The sequence below is a fragment of the Actinosynnema sp. NPDC059335 genome (genome assembly GCF_042752395.1).
GTDB lineage: Bacteria > Actinomycetota > Actinomycetes > Mycobacteriales > Pseudonocardiaceae > Actinosynnema.
This window is the reverse complement of sequence record NZ_JBHYXZ010000021.1, coordinates 58842-77537: the sequence shown is the minus strand read 5'-3', so window position 1 is coordinate 77537 and position 18696 is coordinate 58842. Positions and strand designations below refer to the sequence as shown.

Genomic DNA, 18696 nt, shown 5'->3' with positions numbered 1-18696 from the left:
GCCACCGCCCGACCTCCCCGTCCGCGGTCGCGCCCCCACCGCCCACCAAGGCCCGCACCCGGCGGGGGGCCGCACCGGGGCGGCCCTGCGGGCCCACCGCCCCCCGCCCCCCCGCCCCCCGGCGCCAGCCGGTCGCCGAGGCGCGCGAACAGCGGCGTCACCCGGGCGATCTCGCGGTCGTCCAGCGCCTGTCGCACCGCCGCGACGTCCGCCCCGGACGACAGCTTCACCTCGATCACGGCGCCGGGTCCCGCCGGCGCGGCGGCGGCCGGACCCGGCGACGCCGCGCCGGCCGCGGTCGCCAGGAGGGCGGCGGCCACCAAGGACAACGGTCTCTTCCCCACAGAGTTCCCCTTCGTCACACGCTGTTGGCGAGGGCCTCCGGAACAGCGGGGGATTCGCGCGGAAGCGCGCGCGACAACGCCTCCGCGCGTCGGCGACGCGCGGAGCGGACTTCCGTCGACCTACCCCCAGTGATGCCCCAGTGCCTCCACCTCAGCGCACTTCGGCGTCGTTGTCCAGCGTCCGTGATCAACTGGACCGATCGGCGCAGCGCGTTGCGCCGCCACCGGGACGTGCGGCGGGGGGAACCGTTGTGCGGACAGGCTTCGGGGCCGACGCCCTGCCGGTCGTCGGCCCCGCGACGGGCGCGCTACTCGGCGGGCACGCCCATGAGGTGGAAGGTGGAGCCCTGGTCGTCGGCGACCTTCACCATGCGGCCGTACGGCGTGTCCACGGGCTCGTCCACGACCGTGCCGCCGAGTCGCCGCACCGCCGCCACGGCCTCGTCCGCGTCGGCGACCTGGAAGTAGACCTGCCACCCGCCGGCGCCCGCGCCGATGCCGCCGACGGGCCGCGCGTCGCCGGGGAGCGCGATGGTGGAGTAGTCGCCGGCGCCCTCGACCGGGGCGTAGGTGTAGCCGAAGACCTCGGCGTAGAACCGCTTCGCCGCGCCGACGTCGCCGCTCGTGTGCTCGTTCCAGACCAGGCTGCCCGGCTCGTTGGCGAGGTCCACCCCGGTGTTCGTGCCGGCCTGCCACAGGCCGAACAGCACCCCGGTCGGGTCCGCCGCGACGGCCATGGTGCCCTTGTCGCCGACGACCATCGGCCCGAACGCGACCTGGCCACCCGCCCGGGTGACGGCCTCGGCGGACGCCTCCACGTCGTCGGTGGCGAGGTACGTCGTCCACGCCGACGGCTGCCCGGGGTCCTGCTTGGGCCCGACCCCGGCCACCGGGTGCCCGTCCCGCAACGCCACCCCGTACCCGCCGTACTCGGGGCCGGCGACGTCGAACCGCCAGCCGAACAGCTCGCCGTAGAAGGCGACGGCGCGGTCGACGTCGGTGCTGATGTCGACCCAACAGGGCGTGCCCGCGGGCCACGAACTCGTGCGAACCACCATGACTGCCCCCTCCGGCTGCGGTCGTGTCGGCGATCGGGCCCACGCTAAACCGCCCGCCCGTCGACCGCCCGCCGACCACGTCCCCGGGCGTCGGCTGCGGATCGGCGACCCTGAACGCCCTCCGCGACTGCGGGACGCCGGCCGATCCTGGTCGTCGTGGGGCACGACCGGGTGAGCGGCCTGGCCGTCCTCGATTCCCCGGGCGAACGAGGACGGCGAGCACCCGGTCTTCGTCCGGAATTCCGGCGTCATCGACCGCGACCACGAACAAGTACCCATCGATGCGTCGAGATGACGCCGCGCGGAGGATGCCTGGTGCACAGCGGCACGACGGGCACTGGCTAACCTGGGGCCCGTGTCGGGAACGGGCAGGACGGCCGCGGCGCGAGTGAGGCTCGTGCGGTTCCTGGCCGTGCTCGTCGCCGTCGTCGGCATCGTGCTGTTGCAGAACCCGGCGTGCGCGGCCGGCCTCCCGCCCGCGGCGTGCTGCGCCACCGGGGCGGCCACGGCCGTGCTCGACGCCCACCCCGACGAACGGCCGGGCCTCCCGACCGGGGAAGCGCCCGCCGACCGCGACGGCACGATCGGCGCCTGCCTGATGCTGCTCGTGGCCGCCCTCCTGGCGGTCCTCGGCCTGCGCAGCCCGCTCGTGCCGCTGTCCGCGGCCGTGCGGCTGCCGGCCGTCTCGTTGCCCCGCGGGCACCTGCCGGCCCCGCGCCTGACCCAGCTCTGCGTGCTGCGCACGTAGGAGCACCCGGCACGTCCGCCCCGGACGCGCCCGAACCGGGCACCGCTCCCGGTCCCTCCCGCGGCCAACCGCCCCTCTCGCGGCGAACCGGCCCTCCCGCGGCGAACCGCCGCCGATCCACGACGTCGAGCCGCGTTCGCGCGCGGCCGCCGCGTGCTGCCGCCCACCCCTTCCCGGGCGCGGCCATCCCCCTGACTCGTCACAGCGAACCGAAGTGGAAACGTGAACATGACGAAGAACGCGAAGGTCTCCCTGACCGTGATCGCCGCCGTCGTCGCGGTCGTGGCAGCGCTCGCGCTGGTCAACCGCCCGGACGACACGCCACCCGCCGCCGGCGCGCAGCCGGACCCCGGCACGTCCGTCCCGCTGGTGCGCCCGGACAGCCACCGGTTGTCCGGGACCGCCGACGCCGAGGTCACCGTGGTCGAGTTCCTCGACCTGGAGTGCGAGGCGTGCCGGGCGGCGTTCCCCGGCGTGGAGCAGCTGCGGGCGGAGTACGGCGACCGGGTGTCGTTCGTGATGCGCCACTTCCCGATCCCCGGCCACCGCAACGCCGAACTGGCCGCCCGCGCGGTCGAGGCCGCGGGCCGGCAGGGCAAGCTGGACCTGATGTACCGGGCCATGTACGAGGCCCAGCCGACCTGGGGCGAGAAGCGGGACTCGCAGCGGGAGGCGTTCGTGGGGTTCGCCGAGGCGCTCGGGCTGGACGTGGCGAAGTTCGAGGCCGACCTGGACGACCCTGCCGTGCTGGAGCGCGTGCGCAAGGACCGGGACGACGGGATCGCGCTCGACGTCCGCGGCACCCCGACGTTCTTCGTCAACGGCGCCCTGTTCGAGGGCGACCCCACCTACGAGGCGCTCAAGGCCGCGATCGACCGGGAACTCGCCCGGTGACCACGGCCCCCTCCACGACCCGACCGCTCCCCCTGGTGCTCACCGCCTGGTACGCGGCGGTCGTCCTGCTGGTCGTGACCGCCTTCCAGGACTACCGGGTGACGCCGCTCTGACCGTCGTCGAGGTCGCGCAGCAGGTCGCGCAGGACGCGCTCGTCGTCCTCGGCGAGCGCGCCGACGAAGCGGGTCAGCACGGAAGCGCGGTCCGGCTCGCTCTCCAGCAACCTGCCCATGCGCCAGGCCGTGAGCGACGAGGGGTCGGTGGTGGCCGTGTAGCGGTACGCGCGGCCGTCGCGGCTGCGCGTCGCCATGCCCTTGTCGTGCAGCCTGGTCAACGTCGTCACGACGGTGCTGTAGGACAGCGCGCCCGCCGGGTCGACGCGTGCCCGGACCTCGGCCGGGGTCAGGGGCTCGGCCGAGTCGTTGAGCACCTCGAGGACCCTGGACGACAGCGCTCCGGGATGGCGGCGTGACGGCCGGTCGCCGTCGTTCTTCGCAGTGCCGTCGTCCACGGTGCAAATCGTACCTTCGGCCGATTCCGGACCCGCCTCGGCGGCGTCCGCGCCCGTGCCCGCCCGTGCGAGACTGGGCCGTCCCGAAGGGGGTTCCCGTGTTCGACCACTTCGCCTGGTCCGTGCTGGCCACGCCGCTGCTGGTGCTGCTGGGCACGGCGTCGCTGGCCGACCGGGTGCGCCCCGGCCTCGCGGTGCGGGTGTTCGCGTGGACGGCGGTGGTGGCGGCCGGGGCGGGCGCGGTGACCCTGCTGTCGTTCGCGCTCAAGGCGTTGGCGGAGCTGCCGGTCGTCGCCGCGTGGGGGCACTGGTCGGCGGACGAGGTCGTCGCCGACACCGCGCACGTGCGGTGGGTCCCGTGGGTGTCGTTGGCGTGGACGTGCGCGATCGTGGCCGTGGTCGCCGTCGCACGGGCACGGCGGCGGCGCGCGGTCGAGGCGGTGCGCGGCGAGGTCCGGTGGCTGGACCGGCACGAGGGCGTCGTCGTGGTGGACGACGCCCGCGCGGACGCCTTCGCGCTCCCCGCCGCGAAGGGCGAACCCGGTCGGATCGTCGTCACCACCGGGATGCTGGGCGCGCTCGACGGGCCCCAGCGCGCGGCGGTGTTCGCCCACGAGCGCGCGCACCTGGCCGGCGGCCACCACCGGCTGGTGTGGCTCGCGCGGTTGGCCGCGGCGATCCACCCCGTGCTGTGGCCGGTCGCGAGGAAGGTCGCCTACCTGGCCGAACGTGCCGCGGACGAAGCCGCCGCGGCGGAACTGGGCGACCGGCGCGCGGTCGCCAGGGCGCTCGGCCACGCCGCGCTGGCCACGTCGGGGCACGGGCGTCGGCCGCACGGCCTGCTCGCCGCGTCGGGCTCGACGCCCGGAGCCGTGCCCCGGAGGGTGTCGGCGCTGATCGCGCCGGACCTGCGCCGGCGGTGGCCGGCGGTGCTCCCGGTGCTGCTGGCGGCCGGGACGGTCGGGTGGACGGGCGAGTGCGTCTACGACCTGGTCGAGCTGCTGCACCTCGCCTCCCTGCGGTAGTCGATCCCTCCTCGCCGGCCGTCGACGTGCCCGATGTGCGCCGCTTGACAAACCGGACCGCTCATCTTCTACAGTCTTGTCGAAGTTTGCCTAGGCTTACCTAAACAAGGCGGGGTGCGCGGTGCTCGTGAGCAACGGGCTGATCGGATTGCGGGAAGGGCTCGAAGCCGCGCTCGTCGTCAGCGTCCTGGTCGCCTTCCTGGTCAAGACCGACCGCCGGTCGAAGCTGCCGCACGTCTGGACCGGGGTCGGCGTCGCCGTGGCGCTGTCCGTGGCCGTGGGCGCGGTGATCACGTTCACCACCGCCACCCTCGGCTTCGAGGCGCAGGAGGCGTTGGGCGGCGGCATGTCGATCCTCGCCGTCGCGTTCGTCACCGGGATGATCTTCTGGATGCGCTCGACCGCGCGCACGATCGCCGGGGACCTGCGCGACAGGCTCGACCAGGCCGTCGACGTCGGGCCGCTCGCGATCGTCGCGGTGTCGTTCCTCGCCGTCGGCCGCGAAGGTCTGGAGACGGCCGTCTTCTTCTACTCCAGCGTCCAGAGCGCGGGCGGCGGCACGACCCAGCCGCTGATCGGGTTCCTGGTCGGCATCGCCGTCGCGATCGCGCTCGCGTTCCTGCTCTACCGCGGCGCGATCCGGTTCGACCTGGGCACCTTCTTCACCTGGACGGGCGCCCTGCTGGTGTTCGTGGCGGCCGGCGTCCTCGCCTACGGCCTGCACGACCTCCAGGAAGCGGCGATCCTGCCCGGCCTGGACACCCTCGCGTTCGACCTGAGCGAGTCCGTTCCCGAGGACTCCTGGCACGGGGCGCTGCTGAAGGGCATCTTCAACTACTCCCAGCGCACGACCGTGCTCCAGGCCGTCGCCTGGACCGGGTACGTCGCCATCGTCCTGCCGCTGTTCCTGATCCGCCCGCGCGCCCGCGTCGCGTCGGGCAACTGAACCGGAGTCACGCACGTGTCCAAGCGCACCCTGGGCTTCGCCCTGCTCCTCCTGCTCGCCGCGTGCGGCACGAGCACGCCCGCCGCGGACGACGGCGGCGTCATCGCCGTGCAGGCGTCCGACGACGCCTGCGAGGTCGCCCGCACCGAGGCGACCACCGGCAACGTGACCTTCGAGGTGACCAACAAGGGCACGAAGGTCACCGAGTTCTACCTGTTCGCCGAAGGCGACCGGATCCTCGGCGAGGTCGAGAACATCGGGCCCGGCCTCACCCGGCGGCTCATCGTGGAGGTCACCGAGCCCGGGGCGTTGCAGACCGCGTGCAAGCCGGGCATGAAGGGCGACGGCATCCGCGGCGCGTTCACCGTCACCGGCGACGGCCGCAAGTCCACCGACACCGACGCCGCGCTCGCCGAGGCCGCCCGGAGCTACCAGCGGTGGGTCAACTCGCAGGCCGACAGCCTGCTGGCGAAGACCGGCGAGTTCGTGACCGCGGTGAAGGCGGGCGAGGTGGAGCGGGCCAAGGCCCTGTACCCGGTCGCCCGGACCTACTGGGAGCGGATCGAACCCGTCGCGGAGAGCTTCGGCGACCTCGACCCGAAGATCGACGGCCGCGAGGACGTCATCGAGGAGGGCTTGGAGTTCACCGGCTTCCACCGGCTGGAGAAGGACCTGTGGGAGTCCGGCCCGCAAGCCGACTCGGCCGCCGTCGCCGACCGACTGCTGACCGACGTCGGCGAGGTCGTGCGGCGGGCCAAGGCCGTCGAGCTGACGCCCCTGCAACTGGCCAACGGCGCCAAGGAACTGCTGGACGAGGTCGCCACCGGCAAGATCACCGGCGAGGAGGACCGCTACTCGCACACCGACCTGTGGGACTTCCGGGCCAACGTCGACGGCTCCCAGGCCGCGATCGCCGCCCTGCGGCCGGTGATCGAGGAGAGGGACAAGGCGCTCGTCACGACCGTAGACGAGAAGTTCGCCGCCCTGGACGCCCTGCTGGAAGCGCACCGCGACGGCGACGGGTTCAAGCCCTACACGGCGCTGACCGAGCCGGAGGTCAAGGCGCTGGCCGCGGCCGTGGACGCGCTCGGCGAGCCGATCTCCCACGTCGCCGAGGTGGTGTCGCGGTGACCGGGCTGCCCCGGCGGCGGCTGCTCGGGCTCGCCGGAGCGGGCGTCGCCCTGGCGGGCGCGGGCGCGGCGGCGGGCGCGCTCGGCGCGGCCACGGACGAGGTGCGGTGCACCTCCGGCCTGGCCGACGCCGTGCCGTTCCACGGCGAGCACCAGGCCGGGATCACCACCCCGGCGCAGGACCGGATGCACTTCGTGGCGCTGGACGTCACCACCACCGAGCGCGCGGACCTGGTGGCGCTGCTCAAGGACTGGACCGACGCGGCGCGCCGGATGACGTCGGGGCAGGAGGCCGTCGCCGGCGGGGCCGTCGGCGGACGCCCCGACGCGCCGCCGAAGGACACGGGGGAGGCGCTGGACCTGCCCGCGTCCGGCCTCACGCTGACGATCGGCTTCGGACCTTCGCTGTTCGACGAGCGGTTCGGCCTGGCCGACCTGCGCCCGCCACGCCTGATCGACCTGCCCCGGTTCCCCCGCGACGACCTCGCCGAGAACCGCAGCGGCGGCGACCTGTGCATCCAGGCGTGCGCCAACGACCCGCAGGTCGCCGTCCACGCCATCCGCAACCTCGTGCGCATCGGGTTCGGGCGCGTGGCCGTGCGCTGGTCGCAGCTGGGCTTCGGGCGCACGTCGTCCACCTCCACCTCCCAGGCCACCCCGCGCAACCTGTTCGGCTTCAAGGACGGCACGAACAACCTGAAGGCCGAGGACCACGACCTGCTGCGGCAGCACGTCTGGGTGCAGCCCGGCGACGGCCCGGACTGGCTGACCGGCGGCACCTACCTGGTGGCGCGCCGCATCCGCATGCACGTCGAGATCTGGGACCGCACGTCCCTGGCCGAGCAGGAGGCCGTCGTGGGGCGGACCAAAAGCGTCGGCGCGCCGCTCGGCCAACTCGCCGAGTTCGACCCGGTCGACCTGCACGTCAAGGGCAAGGGCGGAAAACCCCTCATCGCGGAGGACGCCCACATCCGCCTGGCGTCCGCGGAAGCCCTGGGAGGAGTGAAGATCCTCCGCCGCGGCTACAACTTCACCGACGGCTCGGACGGCCTCGGCCACCTGGACGCGGGGCTGTTCTTCATCTGCTTCAACCGCGACACGGCGACCCAGTTCGTGCCGATGCAGCAGGCACTGTCCACCAAGGACAGGATGATGGAGTACCTGGAGCACACCGGCTCCGGCCACTTCGCCATCCCGCCGGGCGTCCGGGAGGGCGGCTTCTGGGGCGACACGCTGTTCACCGGGTAACCCCCGACCGCACGCTCCGCCGAGAACTGCGGCACCCGGACCCGTCGAAGCGCTTCAACCGCTCGCACTGCGCGCCTGGAACGCCGTCCGCTGCCGTCCGCTGCCGCGACGGACGTCGGCTCGTGCCGTTTCCGGGTCTTCTTCCTCTACCCCGTACACCCTTTCGGGCTCAGCATGGTGGTCCGGTTGCTCGCCGGCCCGACCGCGGGAGTCGTCCCCACGCCCGGTCCGGCACGTCGAAACGAGGCCACCTTGTCCAGCAACGGAAAACCCAAACCGCCCACCGCGCCGACGCCGCAGTTGCCGATCACGGTGCCACGCCGCACCCGTCGGCGGTGGACCGCGCTCGCCGCCGGCGCCGTCCTGGCCGTGGCCGCCGTCCTGTCGGCCGCACCCACCGCCTCGGCCGCCTCCTCGACCACCTGCACGGGTGGCTCGACCATCACCTACCAGCCCGGCCTGACCTACACGCCGCGGACGGTCGCCTACACCGAGACCGACAGCCTCAACTCCTGCCTGTCCACCGATCCCGCCATCACCAGCGGCACGTCGGGCAGCAGCATCGTCCTGGACCAGGCGTCCTGCCTCGCGCCACCCAGCATCGTCCGCGACCCCGCCTTCACCATCACGTGGAACACCGGCGAGCAGTCCGTGGTCGACCTCACCTTCACCGAGGTCGTCCTCGGCGGCACCGAACAGGTCACCGGAACCGGACCCGTCATCAGCGGCAAGTTCCCGGGCGGCAACGCCACCGTCGTCTGGCTCTACCCGGTTCTCAACCTCCTGCAATGCGCCACCGGCCAGGGCGTCACCACCCAGAACGGCACGCTCGTCGGGCAGATCACCAGCCCGTGACCCCGGAGGCGAGCCCGCACTGAGAGGATCGTGCAAGGGAAAGAGAGCATTCATCTGGCAAAACCACTGGTCGGAACGGTTTCCTGGAGTCGTCGGAGTTCCGGAGCACATCACGCTCCAAGACCGAGGAGACAGTGATCGCATGACCGTCGGCCACGGCTTCGCCGCCACGATGACCGCTCAGCCGGGCAAGGGGGACGAGGTCCTTGAGCTGATGCTCGACGCGCCGTCCCTGCCCCACGACGACTGCGTCGTCTTCCTGGTCAGCCGCTCGGCGAGCAACCCGGACGTCCTCCACGTCATCGAGGGCTGGACCACCCCCGAGGCACACGCCGCGGTCTTCGCCTCCGAGCCCGCGCAGGTCTTCGTCGCGGCGCTCCGGCCGCTGCTCGTCGGCGAGTCCGAGTACACCGACCTGGTGCCGGTCGGCGGCAAGTCCGCCCTCTGACGGGAAGAGGAACCGTCATGACCGCACCACACCCCGCACACGACCCCGAGCTGGGCGCGCTGCTCGCCGAGGTGCCACTCATGTCCACTTTGGACACGGACATCCTCGCCCGGTTGCGGCAGGTCCCGTCGCCGCCGGCCGAGACGTTCCTCGCCGGTCACCCGGTCGACCGTCGGGAGGTCACCGTTGCCGCGCAGGACGGCACGGAGATCCCGCTCTCGATCTTCAACCCGACGAGGGCGGACGAGTCCGCGATGCCGTGCGTCTACTGGATCCACGGCGGCGGGATGGTCATGGGCGACCGCCTCTCCCAGATCGACATCCCGCTGGAGTGGCTCGTCGCGTTCGGCGCCGTGGTGGTCTCCGTGGACTACCGGCTGGCGCCGGAGTTCACCGGCGCCACCCTGGTCGACGACTGCTACCGCGGCTTGGTGTGGGTGGCCGAGCACGCGGACGAGCTGGGTGTCGACCCCGCCCGCATCGTCGTCGCGGGGATCAGCGCCGGCGGGGGCCTCGCGGCCGGCGTCACGCTGATGGCGCGTGACCTCGGCGGCCCGGCGATCGTCGCGCAGGTGCTGAGCTGCCCGATGCTCGACCACCGCAATACCACGACGTCGAGCCGCCAGTTCTCCGGCGGCCCCGGCGTCTGGACCGGCGAGATGAACGAGTTCGCGTGGCGGTCGGTGCTCGGCGACAGCGAGGACGTGTCCCGCTACGTCTCCCCGGCGACGGCCGACGACCTCTCCCGCCTGCCCACGACCTACATCGACTGCGGCACCGCCGAGGTCTTCCGGGACGAGGACGTCGACTACGCCACCAGGATCTGGGCGGCGGGCGGCCAGGCCGAACTGCACGTCTGGGCGGGCGGGTTCCACGCGTTCGACGCGCTCCACCCACAGGCACGCCTGTCGACCGCCGCCCGCCGTACCCGCACCGAATGGCTCGGGCGGGTCCTCGGCACTGCCGCGCAGAACGAGCACGAGAACGGACGTCCTGAGCATGCGGTGTCCGCGAGCTGACCGGTCGCATGACGGCGACCCGATGCCCGCGGTCCGGGACCGTGCGGGCAACACGTTGACGGGGTTCCGCGTCGTCACGGACTCGGAGTTGGAGCGCTTGGACGATCCGGCGTCCGTTCCGGCGTCCGTGGTCGTGGTCGAGCACGCGGGGGCCGTGCTCATGGTCTTCGACAGTTGGCGAAGGCAGTGGGAACTCCCGGGAGGGTCACGCGAGCCGGGCGAGACGTCCCGTCAGGCCGCGGTCCGGGAGTTGCGGGAGGAGACCGGCATCGACGGGGTGGAGGCGGACGGCGTCGCGGTGGCCGAGTTCGACCTCGTCGACCCCGACCGCCACGAACTCCTCGCCGTCTACCGGGTCCGGCTCCGGGCCTTGCCCCGACTGCTGGTCAACGACGAGGTGCTCGACTTCCTGTGGTGGCCGCCGTCGGGCCCCGTCGGCGAGGACATGAGCCCACTCGACGCCGAGATCGCCAGGCGCGTCGTCCACACCCCGCCCGGCTGAAACGCCGGCCCCGCACGACGTGACGACCCTTCCACCATGCCGATCATCGGGTGCCCGCGGTCGCCGTCGGAGCGCCGGATGGTCAGCGTTTCGAGGTGGCCGGTCACCGCGTCGCCCGGGCGCGCTGTGACCGACACCAACAGGCGCGGCCCGACCGGGTGGCAGCGCCCGATCCCGCCGAGCGCCCGCGCGACGCGGCCTACAGTCCTCTCTTGGCCCGCGGTGGCGTCCAGCGGCTGCGACGTGGCACCGGCCCCGACGCCCCGATCACCGTTCACAGCCTTGGGTCGGGCCGTCTCGACCGGGTGATCCCGATCCGCATTTCCCGTCGAAGGGGAGCACATGGGCATGCCGTACGACTCCACGCCGGACACGCTGTGGCACAGCCTGCGGGTCGCCGAGCTGATGGGCCGGCCGATCAAGGAGTTGCTCGACCGGTCCGTCCGGCACGACCTGAGCAAGACCCGCGAGCCGGAGCGGGGCGTCTACGACGAGGTCGTGCCACGCCTGCGCGCCGCGGCCTACGGCAGTGAGGAGTACTCGTCCCTGGTCGAAGGGATGGGCGAAGGGCTGCGACACCACTACGCGCACAACCGCCACCACCCGGAGCACTTCGCCGACGGCATCAACGGCATGACCCTGATCGACCTGCTCGAGATGTTGGCGGACTGGAAGGCGGCCACCGAACGCGCCCCGCACGGCGACCTCGCGGCCGGCCTGACGATCAACCGCGACCGGTTCGACATCGCGCCACAACTGATGGACATCCTGACCAACACCGCCCGCCACCTCGGATGGCTGTCCGCGGAACCGGACCACGACTCGTCACCCTGACACGGCAAAGCCGCCAGACCCGATACCGACCACACCACCGCCCTGGTTGGCCACGGACCACGACGAGTCGGCCCGCGCCGATCACGTCATCAGTGCGCGGATCGTCAACCGCTGTGCCGTCGCGGTCAACGACACGGGGCCGGCCGGGCGGACATGGTTGTCCCGCAACGTTTCGTCGTGGGGAGCGAGGAGGACGCCATGGGATCGCCCAACGTCGTGATGTCCGTCGAGCCGGTGGAGGCCGGGGCGGTGGTGTACGGGCGGCTCGCGCCGCCGTCCGCCGGCGGTCCGGCCAAGGGCCAGTTGTCGCTGAGACTGGTCATCAAGAACAACGAGGGCCAACAGGTGCACGTCACCGAGGTGCTCGTCTCCTTCGTGGGTGCGCCGGCGGTGAACCCGGTGACCATCCCGGTCAACCTGACGATCGCGGCCGGGAAGACCGCGTCGTGGTCCTTCGCCGCCGCGAACACCGTCTTCCTGCCCGTGCCGGCGCCGGCCACCGTCCGAGTGGGGCTCACGTGCGACGGCTTCGACACCCCGGCTGCCGTCCTGCTGCCGCTGGCGCCCCACAGCAGCCCGACCGCGGCGGCCAGCTACCGGTTCCCGGCGCGGGCCACCGACCTCAAGCAGGGCGAGTACTGGTCGGGCCGCAGCGGCACGCACGCCCCGGCCGGTGACGGCGGCCAGTTGTTCGCCTACGACATGGGCGTCGTCGCCTGGGACCCGGCCAAGCTCCAGTGGTCGGAACTCCTGCCCGGCAAGGCCGGGGACAAGAACGAGCACTTCCGCATCTGGGGCAAGCCCGTCTACGCCATGGCTGACGGCACGGTCGTGGCCTTCGCCGACGACCGGCCCGACAACCCGGCCCCGGGACAGGACCTCTCCCCGCCCGACCCGGTGGAGGGCAACCACTTCTACCTCCAGCACGGTGACGAGCTGGTGCTGTACGCGCACTTCCGGAAGGGGTCGCTCAACCCCGCGCTGCTCGCCAAGTGCGCGGTCGTGCAGGAGGGCGACTTCCTCGGGTTGGCCGGCAACTCGGGCAACTCCAGCGGCCCGCATTTGCACGTCCACAGCATCAACGCCACGGTGCCCTGGGGTGGGCCGCTGCGCCCGTTGCCCTACCACACGCTCTACGTGCTCGACCGGTCGGCGCTCAACCCGCCGGACCCGGCCGGCCCGTGGGTGAAGGCCGACGACCAGTGCCTGCCGAACGTGACCTCGGCGATCTGGCCGGCGGCCACCGCGCCCGCCTGGTACCCGCCGGGCTGGGCCGAGATCGCCCGGCACCGCATCGCCGAGAGCGATTACCAGCTGGAGTTCGACCGGATCACCAAGTCGGGGTACCGGCTGGTGTGGATCGACGGCTACGACGTCAACGGCGAGACGTTCTTCAACGTCGTCTTCCGCCCGGCCGACGGCGTGCCCCGGACCGCCAAGCACGGGCTGACGGCCGCGGGTTACCAGACCGTCTTCGACACGTTCACGAAGCAGGGCTTCCGGCTGGTCCACGTCGAGAGCTACCTCAGCGGCGGCGGCATCCGCTACGCGCCGATCTTCGTCAAGTCGCCGGGCCCGGAGTGCACGGCCTACCACGGCCTGTCCGCGGTCGAGCACCAGAAGGCGTTCGACGACCTGACCGCGAAGGGCTGGCGGCCGGTCAACGTCAGCCCGGTGTCCGTGTCCGGTGAGCGCAGCTACACGGCGCTCTACGAGAAGAAGGACGTCGGGAGCTTCTTCGTCAAGAGCTTCCTCACCCCCGCCGAGTACCAGACGGAGTTCGACCAGAACAAGGCCGCGGGACGCCACCTCGCCCACCTCGCCGCCTACACGCACAACGGTAGCCCGCGGATCTCCGCCATCTGGCAGCAGAAGCCCGCCGTGGCCGCGCTCGTCGCCCGGCACGGGCTGACCGGCGCCCAGTACCAGGCCGAGTTCGACACCCAACTCGCCGCGGGCCTGCTCACCCGGGCCGTGACCGGGTACCAGGAGGCGGGCGGGCACCGCTTCGCGGCCTACTGGACGAAGTGAGTGGCCGGCAGGACCAGGGGTGGAGACCGTGAGCCGGCCTCCGCCCCTTCCCCCGGGTCAACGGTCACGGCCGCCGATGATCGGCGGAGACGAGCGCACCATGCGCCGGAACTGGCCGGGAGGCAGGCCGTAGGCGCGGCGGAAGAGGCGGTTGAAGTGCGCGCCGTCCCCGAACCCCCACCTGGCGGCGATGTCGTGGACGGGACGGGCGTCGTGGCGCGGGTCGGCCAGGTCGCGTCGGCAGCGGTCGAGTCTGCGGGCGCGGATCCAGTCGGCCACCGACTTGCCGTCGGCCTGGAAGAGCTTGTGCAGGTACCGGGTGGAGATGAAGTGGGCGGAGGCGAGCGTCGCGGGGGAGAGGCCGGGGTCGCCGAGGTGGCGTTCCACGAAGTCGAGCAGCCGGCTGAGCAGCACCCTCTGCCGGGCCTCCGGTTCGACGTGCCCGGTGGTGTCGGTCTCGTGCGCCAGCAGGGCGACAGCCAGGTCGACGGTGATCACGGCCAGGCGCGGGAGGTCGGTCTGCAGATAGGTGGCCGACGGCTTGGCGAGGTTCAGCAGGACCGAGGTCAGCATGCTCCTGATCCCGTCCTGCGGCGGTAACCGCGCGCCGAGGAGCCGGTCGAGCATCGCGGGATGGGGTAGCAGCGTGCGCGGGAACTGGACCTGCAATCCCGCGCAAACGCTCGCCTGCGCGACGTCGGCCTCGATCCGGGCCTCGTAGGGGTGCGAGGTGTCGTAGACGACCAGATCCCCCGGGACACCTTGAACGCGTTTGCCGGCGTGGTCGAACCAGCATCGTCCGTCGGTGATCAACAGCAGGTTGCACTGCTCGGGATCGGACTGCCGGATCAGCCTGTGGGTTCGGACGTTGCGCATGGGGGGCGCGGTGACCGAGACGACCCGCACCGCGCCCAGGTCCAGCATGCGCATGGTGGGAGAGGCGAAATCCTCCGGGCGATCGGCGTAGGTGAGAGTGGGCGGTGACGATCCCCTGCTCATCTCACGCCACCGGTCGAACCACTCACCGCCGGCCGAGCCCTCCTCGGCTTGGAACACTGTTCGCCACACGTCTCCCCCCAGTCGCCGCAGTCGTCCCCGGAGCAGTCCGTCAATGTAGTGCGGGGCCCGGGCCGATTCGGTGGGCGTATTCCGGGCCACCGGAACAGGTGACGAAGGGAACCCGTTCAGCCGCACGTGCGGTCGCAAGGAAGGCCATGGCACATCACCCGATCCAGTGACGCACCACCTGTGCCGACTCGTCCGACGGATCAGGTCCTGCGGCCCGGCGGTGCGGAGCGAGCCGGCGGGTTGGGTGGTCAGGGTTCCCAGATCTCGTAGTCGATCACCATCTCCCCGGTGTCGTCCACCGACTTGACGTGTACGGCGGCGATGTTGTGCTTGTCGGTGCGTACGCACAGTTCCGCACCGTCGGCCAGGTCTTCGAGTTGTATCGTTCCGACGCCGTCAACCCGGTCACGGCAGGACGTGAGGGTGGCCGGGCCGCTCACGAGCGAGAGCAGTGGTGCATCGTTGGGCGCGTGCAGCCCGTAGGTCTCGACGATGAGGTCGGCGAGTTCCCCGCACCGCTTGCGGCCGATGGGGACGGAGGTCGTGCCCCAGCCGGGACAGCCCGTGTCGAGGTCGATTTTGTCCTGGTCGTTGGTCCGGGGATCTGAGGACGGCGTGAGCCGGTACCCCGTCTTCGTCATGATCGGCTCCGACTCGCCGAGGGACGTGTCCGGCACGGGTTCCGACGTCCTCGCGGTCGTGGTGGGCCGTGGTGGGAAGGCGCTGCCCGGAGAAGGACTCCCGCTCGTCGGTGACGGCGATCCGATCGAGGTGGAGCCGAAGAGCGCACGCCAGTCCGTGAGCCCGACAACCACCACGACAACCGCCACGACCGCCGCCACTGCGAGAACCGCGATCGTCCGGGTCCACCACCCCCTTGGCGCGGTGGAGTGGACGTGTTGGGAGTAGTTGACGGTGACGTCCCTGCCCGCCTGCATGACCGTTCCGTCCGTGGAAGCCCGGGCACGTTGTCCGCCCGCCCGGGCACCGCGCCGAGGGCGCGACCCACCATCGGTGTCGACCGGGTCTTCATCTCCGGGACCGCGGGTCAGAGCGCCGTCGTTCACGGAGCAATACTGCCCGATGCACGGAGGCGCGGAGGGCAGCGCGCCGTGGGCACTTGTGAGTCCGCACAATTGCGCAGACTCCTCGCTCGACCCAAGCCGTAGCACTGCGGTCACGCGGCTACGGCTCCGCGCGAAGCGCTGCTCCCGTGGATGCCCTTGGACGTGTGGGGAGTGACTCCTCCGCCGCGAGATCGACGACTCACCCCGTGAGCAGTGCGCGGATCCGTTCCGCGGCTGACCGGTCTTGCAGGTCCTCGGAGATGGCGAGTGCCTCGTGCCAATATCTGTCGGCGTCTTCGGTGTTGCCGGTGGCGTGCAGGGCGATGCCGAGGCCGGTCATGCTGCGGGACGTGCTCCAGCGGTCTCCGACCTCGTCGTGGACGGCCATGGCCTGGTGGAACTGATCGATGGCCGACGCGAACTGCTCCGTGCCGAGGAGGACGTAGCCGAGGTTGCTCATGGCGAAGCCCTCGGCTTGCCTGTGCTCGATGCGGGCGAACAGGTGGAGAGCCTCATCCAGGGCTTGCGCCGCTTCGTCCCACCGGCGCAGGTCGAGGTAGGTTTCGCCGAGGCTGTGCAGCGTCCACGCCCGGCCCCACAGGTCCTCGGTTTGCCGCCACAGGGTCAGGGCGTCGTTCAGGTGGACCAGCGCCTGTTCGGGTTGTCCCAGCAGGCGGTGGGAGTAGCCGAGGTTGCTCAGTGCTTCTCGGACGCCCCATTGGTCGCCGATGTCGAGGAAGATGGCGAGCGCCTCCCTCGGGTATCCGGAAGCATCCGCCGCCTCGTGCATGCTGAACCGGGTTTCCCTGAGCGCGTGCAGGATCCACGCCTCGCCGCGGCGGTCGCGGGCTTCTTTGGCCGACGCCAATCCGATGGTCAAGGCACTGGTCCAGTCCTCCATGTGCTTGTTCAGGAAGAAGAAACCCCACAGTGCGACGGGCAACCGCCACGCGATCGAGTGCTCGCCGCTGTCGGAGGCCTGGCGGATCGCGGCCTTCAGGTTGACGCGCTCGAGCTCGCACCACTGGATCGCCCGCCGCTGGTCGGGGAAGAACTCGTCGGCACCGGTGTGGGCCAGCGTCACGCAGTAGGAGCGGCGGGTCAGCTGGTGGTCGGCGGCATCGGCCATCCGCAGGAACCACTCCAGCAGGCGTCGTACCGCAGCCGTCCGGTCGATCGCCGTCTCCTCCGCCTCGGCGCGTTCCAGCGCGTAGAGACGCACCAGGTCGTGGAACCGGTAGCGTTCCCGTCCGACTTCCGTGAGCAGGTTGGCGCCCGCCAGTGCTTCCAGCACCCGCCGGGCTTTCGGTTCCGGCAGGTCGGCCAACGCGGCGGCCGCCGGGACCCCGAATTCCGGGCCGGCGTGCCAGCTCAGCCTGCGGAACATGCCCGCCGCGGGCGCGGGGAGCTTCCGGTAGGACCACGAGAATGCCGCCCGCACGACGTCGACCTGGTCGTCAACAGCCGCGAGCAGGTCGAGCCGGTCGTGCTCGGCCGCGAGCTGCTCGACGAGGTCGGCGAGGGCGTGGTGCCGGCTGCCCGCCACCCGTTCGCCCGCGATCCGCAGCGCCAGCGGCAAGCCCGCGCACAGCTGCGCCAACCCGGCGGCGGCCTCGGGCTCGGCGTCCAGCCGGTCGGACCCCACGGTGGCCCTCAGCAATGCCACCGAGTCGACCGGGGACAACGCCTCCAGCGCCACCCGCTGCGCACCCGCGCCCGCGGACAGGCCGGCGAGGCGGTTGCGGCTCGTGACGACGACCGCGCACGTGGCGGAGCCAGGCAGCAGGGGGCGGACTTGGTCGACATCGGCGGCGTTGTCCAACACCACCAGCACCCGGCGGCTCGCCAGCAGGGATCGGTACAGCGCGGCGAGCTCGTCCACCTGCGTGGGAATCCGTTCGGGCGCGACGTCGAAGGCCCGGACGAACGCATCGAGCGCCTGGTGCGCAGGTACCGGGGAAGTGGTGTCGAATCCGCGCAGGTTCACGTACAGCTGGCCGTCGGGGAATCGATCGCTCACCCGGTGCGCCCAGCGGACGGCCACCGCCGTTTTCCCGACACCCGGCGCGCCCGAGACCACCGTGATCGCTGCTGTCCCGTCCCCGGTGAGCGACTCGTCCAGTCGCCGCAACTCGTCGGCGCGACCGGTGAAACCGAGCACGTCGAACGGGAGCTGCCGGGGAACCGGCAAGCCCGATGCCTGCGACCGGTGGACGTGCACACCGCTGTGGACGACCCCTGCTTGGATCACCACACCGGCGTCACCTGAGAACGAGTTCCGCACGTGCTCCTCCTGCACCCACCCATCTTGGAGGGGCCGAACACCGCTCGGGAAGGGCGACGGGCATGCTCACGTGCCGCTGAACGCGAGGACTCGCACGAGCCTTCCCACCGGGCCGGCATGGCGTGGGAGGCTTGTAGGCGGGATCCGGGGCCTGACCGGGGAATGAGGCGTTGCTCCTGCGCCCGTGACGCACAGGTGGATGTCGGCACTTCGGTTGTCGCACGTCACAAAGTCGATGCCCGGCAGCGCATCGAGCGCGCGCTTCGCCCCTGCCGGCGATCATGGTTCCTCTGCCTCGCATTGCCCTCTTGCCGGACACCGGTCACCATCAGCACTTCCTCGGCCATGCGCATCCCTGTCACCGCGGTTGTCGAGCACAACCAGCCACCGACGTGCGGAAACCCTCTGACACGATCTTCGCCGCCCGACGTCAGGCCGTTACGTCCGCATGGGTAACGCGGTTGTAGTGGTGCTGTCATGATGCGGTGCCGTGGTTCATCGGTCGGCCTTGCGGTTGGCGCCCGATCGGCTGTGGGTGTTGGTGCAGCCGTTGATCCCGACCCCGACGTACTGACGTCCGCGGCGCGCGACCGCTTCGCCGCGGCGACCGGCGAGGCGTCCCCGCGCCGGGCGGGGGTTGGGGGGGGCGGGCCGCGTCTGTGCGCCGGGGGGCGCGAGAGTGGC

The 18696-nt window shown here is 71.9% G+C and carries 18 protein-coding genes; 12 read left to right on the top strand and 6 right to left on the bottom strand.

From position 1 onward, the window contains the following. Both ACFXGA_RS09805 and ACFXGA_RS09800 read right to left on the bottom strand, forming a co-directional pair. A partial coding sequence (locus ACFXGA_RS09805) for a hypothetical protein (protein WP_378086085.1) occupies positions 1 to 320 on the bottom strand: 320 nt, incomplete at its 3' end. Positions 321 to 652: 332 nt separating this feature from the next. Beyond that, the gene (locus tag ACFXGA_RS09800) at positions 653 to 1402 is read right to left on the bottom strand and encodes a VOC family protein (RefSeq protein WP_378086083.1); all 750 of its coding nucleotides are present in this window, start codon (positions 1400 to 1402) and stop codon (positions 653 to 655) included. Between the two features lie 388 nt (positions 1403 to 1790). On the opposite strand from ACFXGA_RS09800, the gene ACFXGA_RS09795 reads away from it, so the two are divergent. Both ACFXGA_RS09795 and ACFXGA_RS09790 read left to right on the top strand, forming a co-directional pair. Beyond that, positions 1791 to 2150, top strand: coding sequence for a hypothetical protein (locus tag ACFXGA_RS09795; protein WP_378086081.1), 360 nt, complete (start codon positions 1791 to 1793; stop codon positions 2148 to 2150). Between the two features lie 228 nt (positions 2151 to 2378). After that, positions 2379 to 3044, top strand: coding sequence for a DsbA family protein (locus tag ACFXGA_RS09790; RefSeq protein ID WP_378086079.1), 666 nt, complete (start codon positions 2379 to 2381; stop codon positions 3042 to 3044). Positions 3045 to 3135: 91 nt separating this feature from the next. On the opposite strand, the gene ACFXGA_RS09785 is transcribed toward ACFXGA_RS09790, so the two are convergent. After that, complete coding sequence (locus ACFXGA_RS09785) at positions 3136 to 3555, bottom strand: BlaI/MecI/CopY family transcriptional regulator (RefSeq protein ID WP_378086077.1); 420 nt, start codon at positions 3553 to 3555, stop codon at positions 3136 to 3138. 98 nt (positions 3556 to 3653) lie between these two features. Between ACFXGA_RS09785 and ACFXGA_RS09780 the strand changes: the two genes are divergently transcribed. The 10 genes from ACFXGA_RS09780 to ACFXGA_RS09735 all read left to right on the top strand — a co-directional run bounded on the left by ACFXGA_RS09780 (position 3654) and on the right by ACFXGA_RS09735 (position 13593). Beyond that, positions 3654 to 4580 (top strand): M48 family metalloprotease, encoded by a 927-nt coding sequence (locus ACFXGA_RS09780; RefSeq protein ID WP_378086075.1) that lies wholly within the window; start codon positions 3654 to 3656, stop codon positions 4578 to 4580. 121 nt (positions 4581 to 4701) lie between these two features. Beyond that, positions 4702 to 5526, top strand: coding sequence for an iron uptake transporter permease EfeU (gene efeU, locus ACFXGA_RS09775; RefSeq protein WP_378086073.1), 825 nt, complete (start codon positions 4702 to 4704; stop codon positions 5524 to 5526). A gap of 15 nt (positions 5527 to 5541) precedes the next feature. Further along, positions 5542 to 6657, top strand: a complete 1116-nt coding sequence (gene efeO, locus ACFXGA_RS09770) for an iron uptake system protein EfeO (RefSeq protein ID WP_378086071.1) — start codon at positions 5542 to 5544, stop codon at positions 6655 to 6657. Then, on the top strand, positions 6654 to 7904 hold the full coding sequence (gene efeB / locus ACFXGA_RS09765) for an iron uptake transporter deferrochelatase/peroxidase subunit (protein WP_378086069.1): 1251 nt from the start codon (positions 6654 to 6656) through the stop codon (positions 7902 to 7904). Before efeO ends, efeB begins: the two co-directional genes overlap by 4 nt. A 252-nt stretch (positions 7905 to 8156) precedes the next feature. After that, the gene (locus ACFXGA_RS09760; protein WP_378086067.1) at positions 8157 to 8759 is read left to right on the top strand and encodes a hypothetical protein; all 603 of its coding nucleotides are present in this window, start codon (positions 8157 to 8159) and stop codon (positions 8757 to 8759) included. Between the two features lie 142 nt (positions 8760 to 8901). After that, positions 8902 to 9207: a putative quinol monooxygenase gene (locus ACFXGA_RS09755; protein WP_378086065.1), complete on the top strand. Its 306-nt coding sequence runs from the start codon at positions 8902 to 8904 to the stop codon at positions 9205 to 9207. Between the two features lie 17 nt (positions 9208 to 9224). Then, positions 9225 to 10226 (top strand): alpha/beta hydrolase, encoded by a 1002-nt coding sequence (locus ACFXGA_RS09750; RefSeq protein WP_378086063.1) that lies wholly within the window; start codon positions 9225 to 9227, stop codon positions 10224 to 10226. A 22-nt stretch (positions 10227 to 10248) separates the two neighbouring features. Continuing rightward, positions 10249 to 10728, top strand: coding sequence for an NUDIX hydrolase (locus ACFXGA_RS09745; protein ID WP_378086061.1), 480 nt, complete (start codon positions 10249 to 10251; stop codon positions 10726 to 10728). A 342-nt stretch (positions 10729 to 11070) separates the two neighbouring features. Further along, positions 11071 to 11562: a DUF5662 family protein gene (locus ACFXGA_RS09740; RefSeq protein ID WP_378086059.1), complete on the top strand. Its 492-nt coding sequence runs from the start codon at positions 11071 to 11073 to the stop codon at positions 11560 to 11562. Positions 11563 to 11760: 198 nt separating this feature from the next. Beyond that, complete coding sequence (locus tag ACFXGA_RS09735; protein WP_378086057.1) at positions 11761 to 13593, top strand: peptidoglycan DD-metalloendopeptidase family protein; 1833 nt, start codon at positions 11761 to 11763, stop codon at positions 13591 to 13593. A gap of 57 nt (positions 13594 to 13650) precedes the next feature. Here the strand turns inward: ACFXGA_RS09735 and ACFXGA_RS09730 are convergent, their stop codons facing one another. The 3 genes from ACFXGA_RS09730 to ACFXGA_RS09720 all read right to left on the bottom strand — a co-directional run bounded on the left by ACFXGA_RS09730 (position 13651) and on the right by ACFXGA_RS09720 (position 17889). Continuing rightward, positions 13651 to 14592 carry a helix-turn-helix domain-containing protein gene (locus ACFXGA_RS09730; RefSeq protein ID WP_378086088.1) on the bottom strand — a complete coding sequence of 314 codons (942 nt, stop codon included), beginning with the start codon at positions 14590 to 14592 and terminating at the stop codon, positions 13651 to 13653. A 317-nt stretch (positions 14593 to 14909) separates the two neighbouring features. Then, entirely contained in the window at positions 14910 to 15599 is a 690-nt protein-coding gene (locus ACFXGA_RS09725; protein WP_378086055.1) for a hypothetical protein, read from the bottom strand. A 328-nt stretch (positions 15600 to 15927) separates the two neighbouring features. Then, positions 15928 to 17889 carry an ATP-binding protein gene (locus tag ACFXGA_RS09720; protein ID WP_378086053.1) on the bottom strand — a complete coding sequence of 654 codons (1962 nt, stop codon included), beginning with the start codon at positions 17887 to 17889 and terminating at the stop codon, positions 15928 to 15930. Positions 17890 to 18696: the final 807 nt, after the last annotated feature.

Excerpts from the sequence above, each read along its gene's own strand:
- ACFXGA_RS09800 (WP_378086083.1), bottom strand. The coding sequence starts at position 1,402 with ATGGTGGTTCGCACGAGTTCGTGGCCCGCGGGCACGCCCTGTTGGGTC.
- ACFXGA_RS09735 (WP_378086057.1), top strand. The coding sequence starts at position 11,761 with ATGGGATCGCCCAACGTCGTGATGTCCGTCGAGCCGGTGGAGGCCGGG.
- ACFXGA_RS09745 (WP_378086061.1), top strand. The coding sequence starts at position 10,249 with ATGCCCGCGGTCCGGGACCGTGCGGGCAACACGTTGACGGGGTTCCGC.
- ACFXGA_RS09755 (WP_378086065.1), top strand. The coding sequence starts at position 8,902 with ATGACCGTCGGCCACGGCTTCGCCGCCACGATGACCGCTCAGCCGGGC.
- ACFXGA_RS09790 (WP_378086079.1), top strand. The coding sequence starts at position 2,379 with ATGACGAAGAACGCGAAGGTCTCCCTGACCGTGATCGCCGCCGTCGTC.
- ACFXGA_RS09730 (WP_378086088.1), bottom strand. The coding sequence starts at position 14,592 with ATGAGCAGGGGATCGTCACCGCCCACTCTCACCTACGCCGATCGCCCG.
- ACFXGA_RS09740 (WP_378086059.1), top strand. The coding sequence starts at position 11,071 with ATGGGCATGCCGTACGACTCCACGCCGGACACGCTGTGGCACAGCCTG.
- ACFXGA_RS09725 (WP_378086055.1), bottom strand. The coding sequence starts at position 15,599 with ATGCAGGCGGGCAGGGACGTCACCGTCAACTACTCCCAACACGTCCAC.
- ACFXGA_RS09750 (WP_378086063.1), top strand. The coding sequence starts at position 9,225 with ATGACCGCACCACACCCCGCACACGACCCCGAGCTGGGCGCGCTGCTC.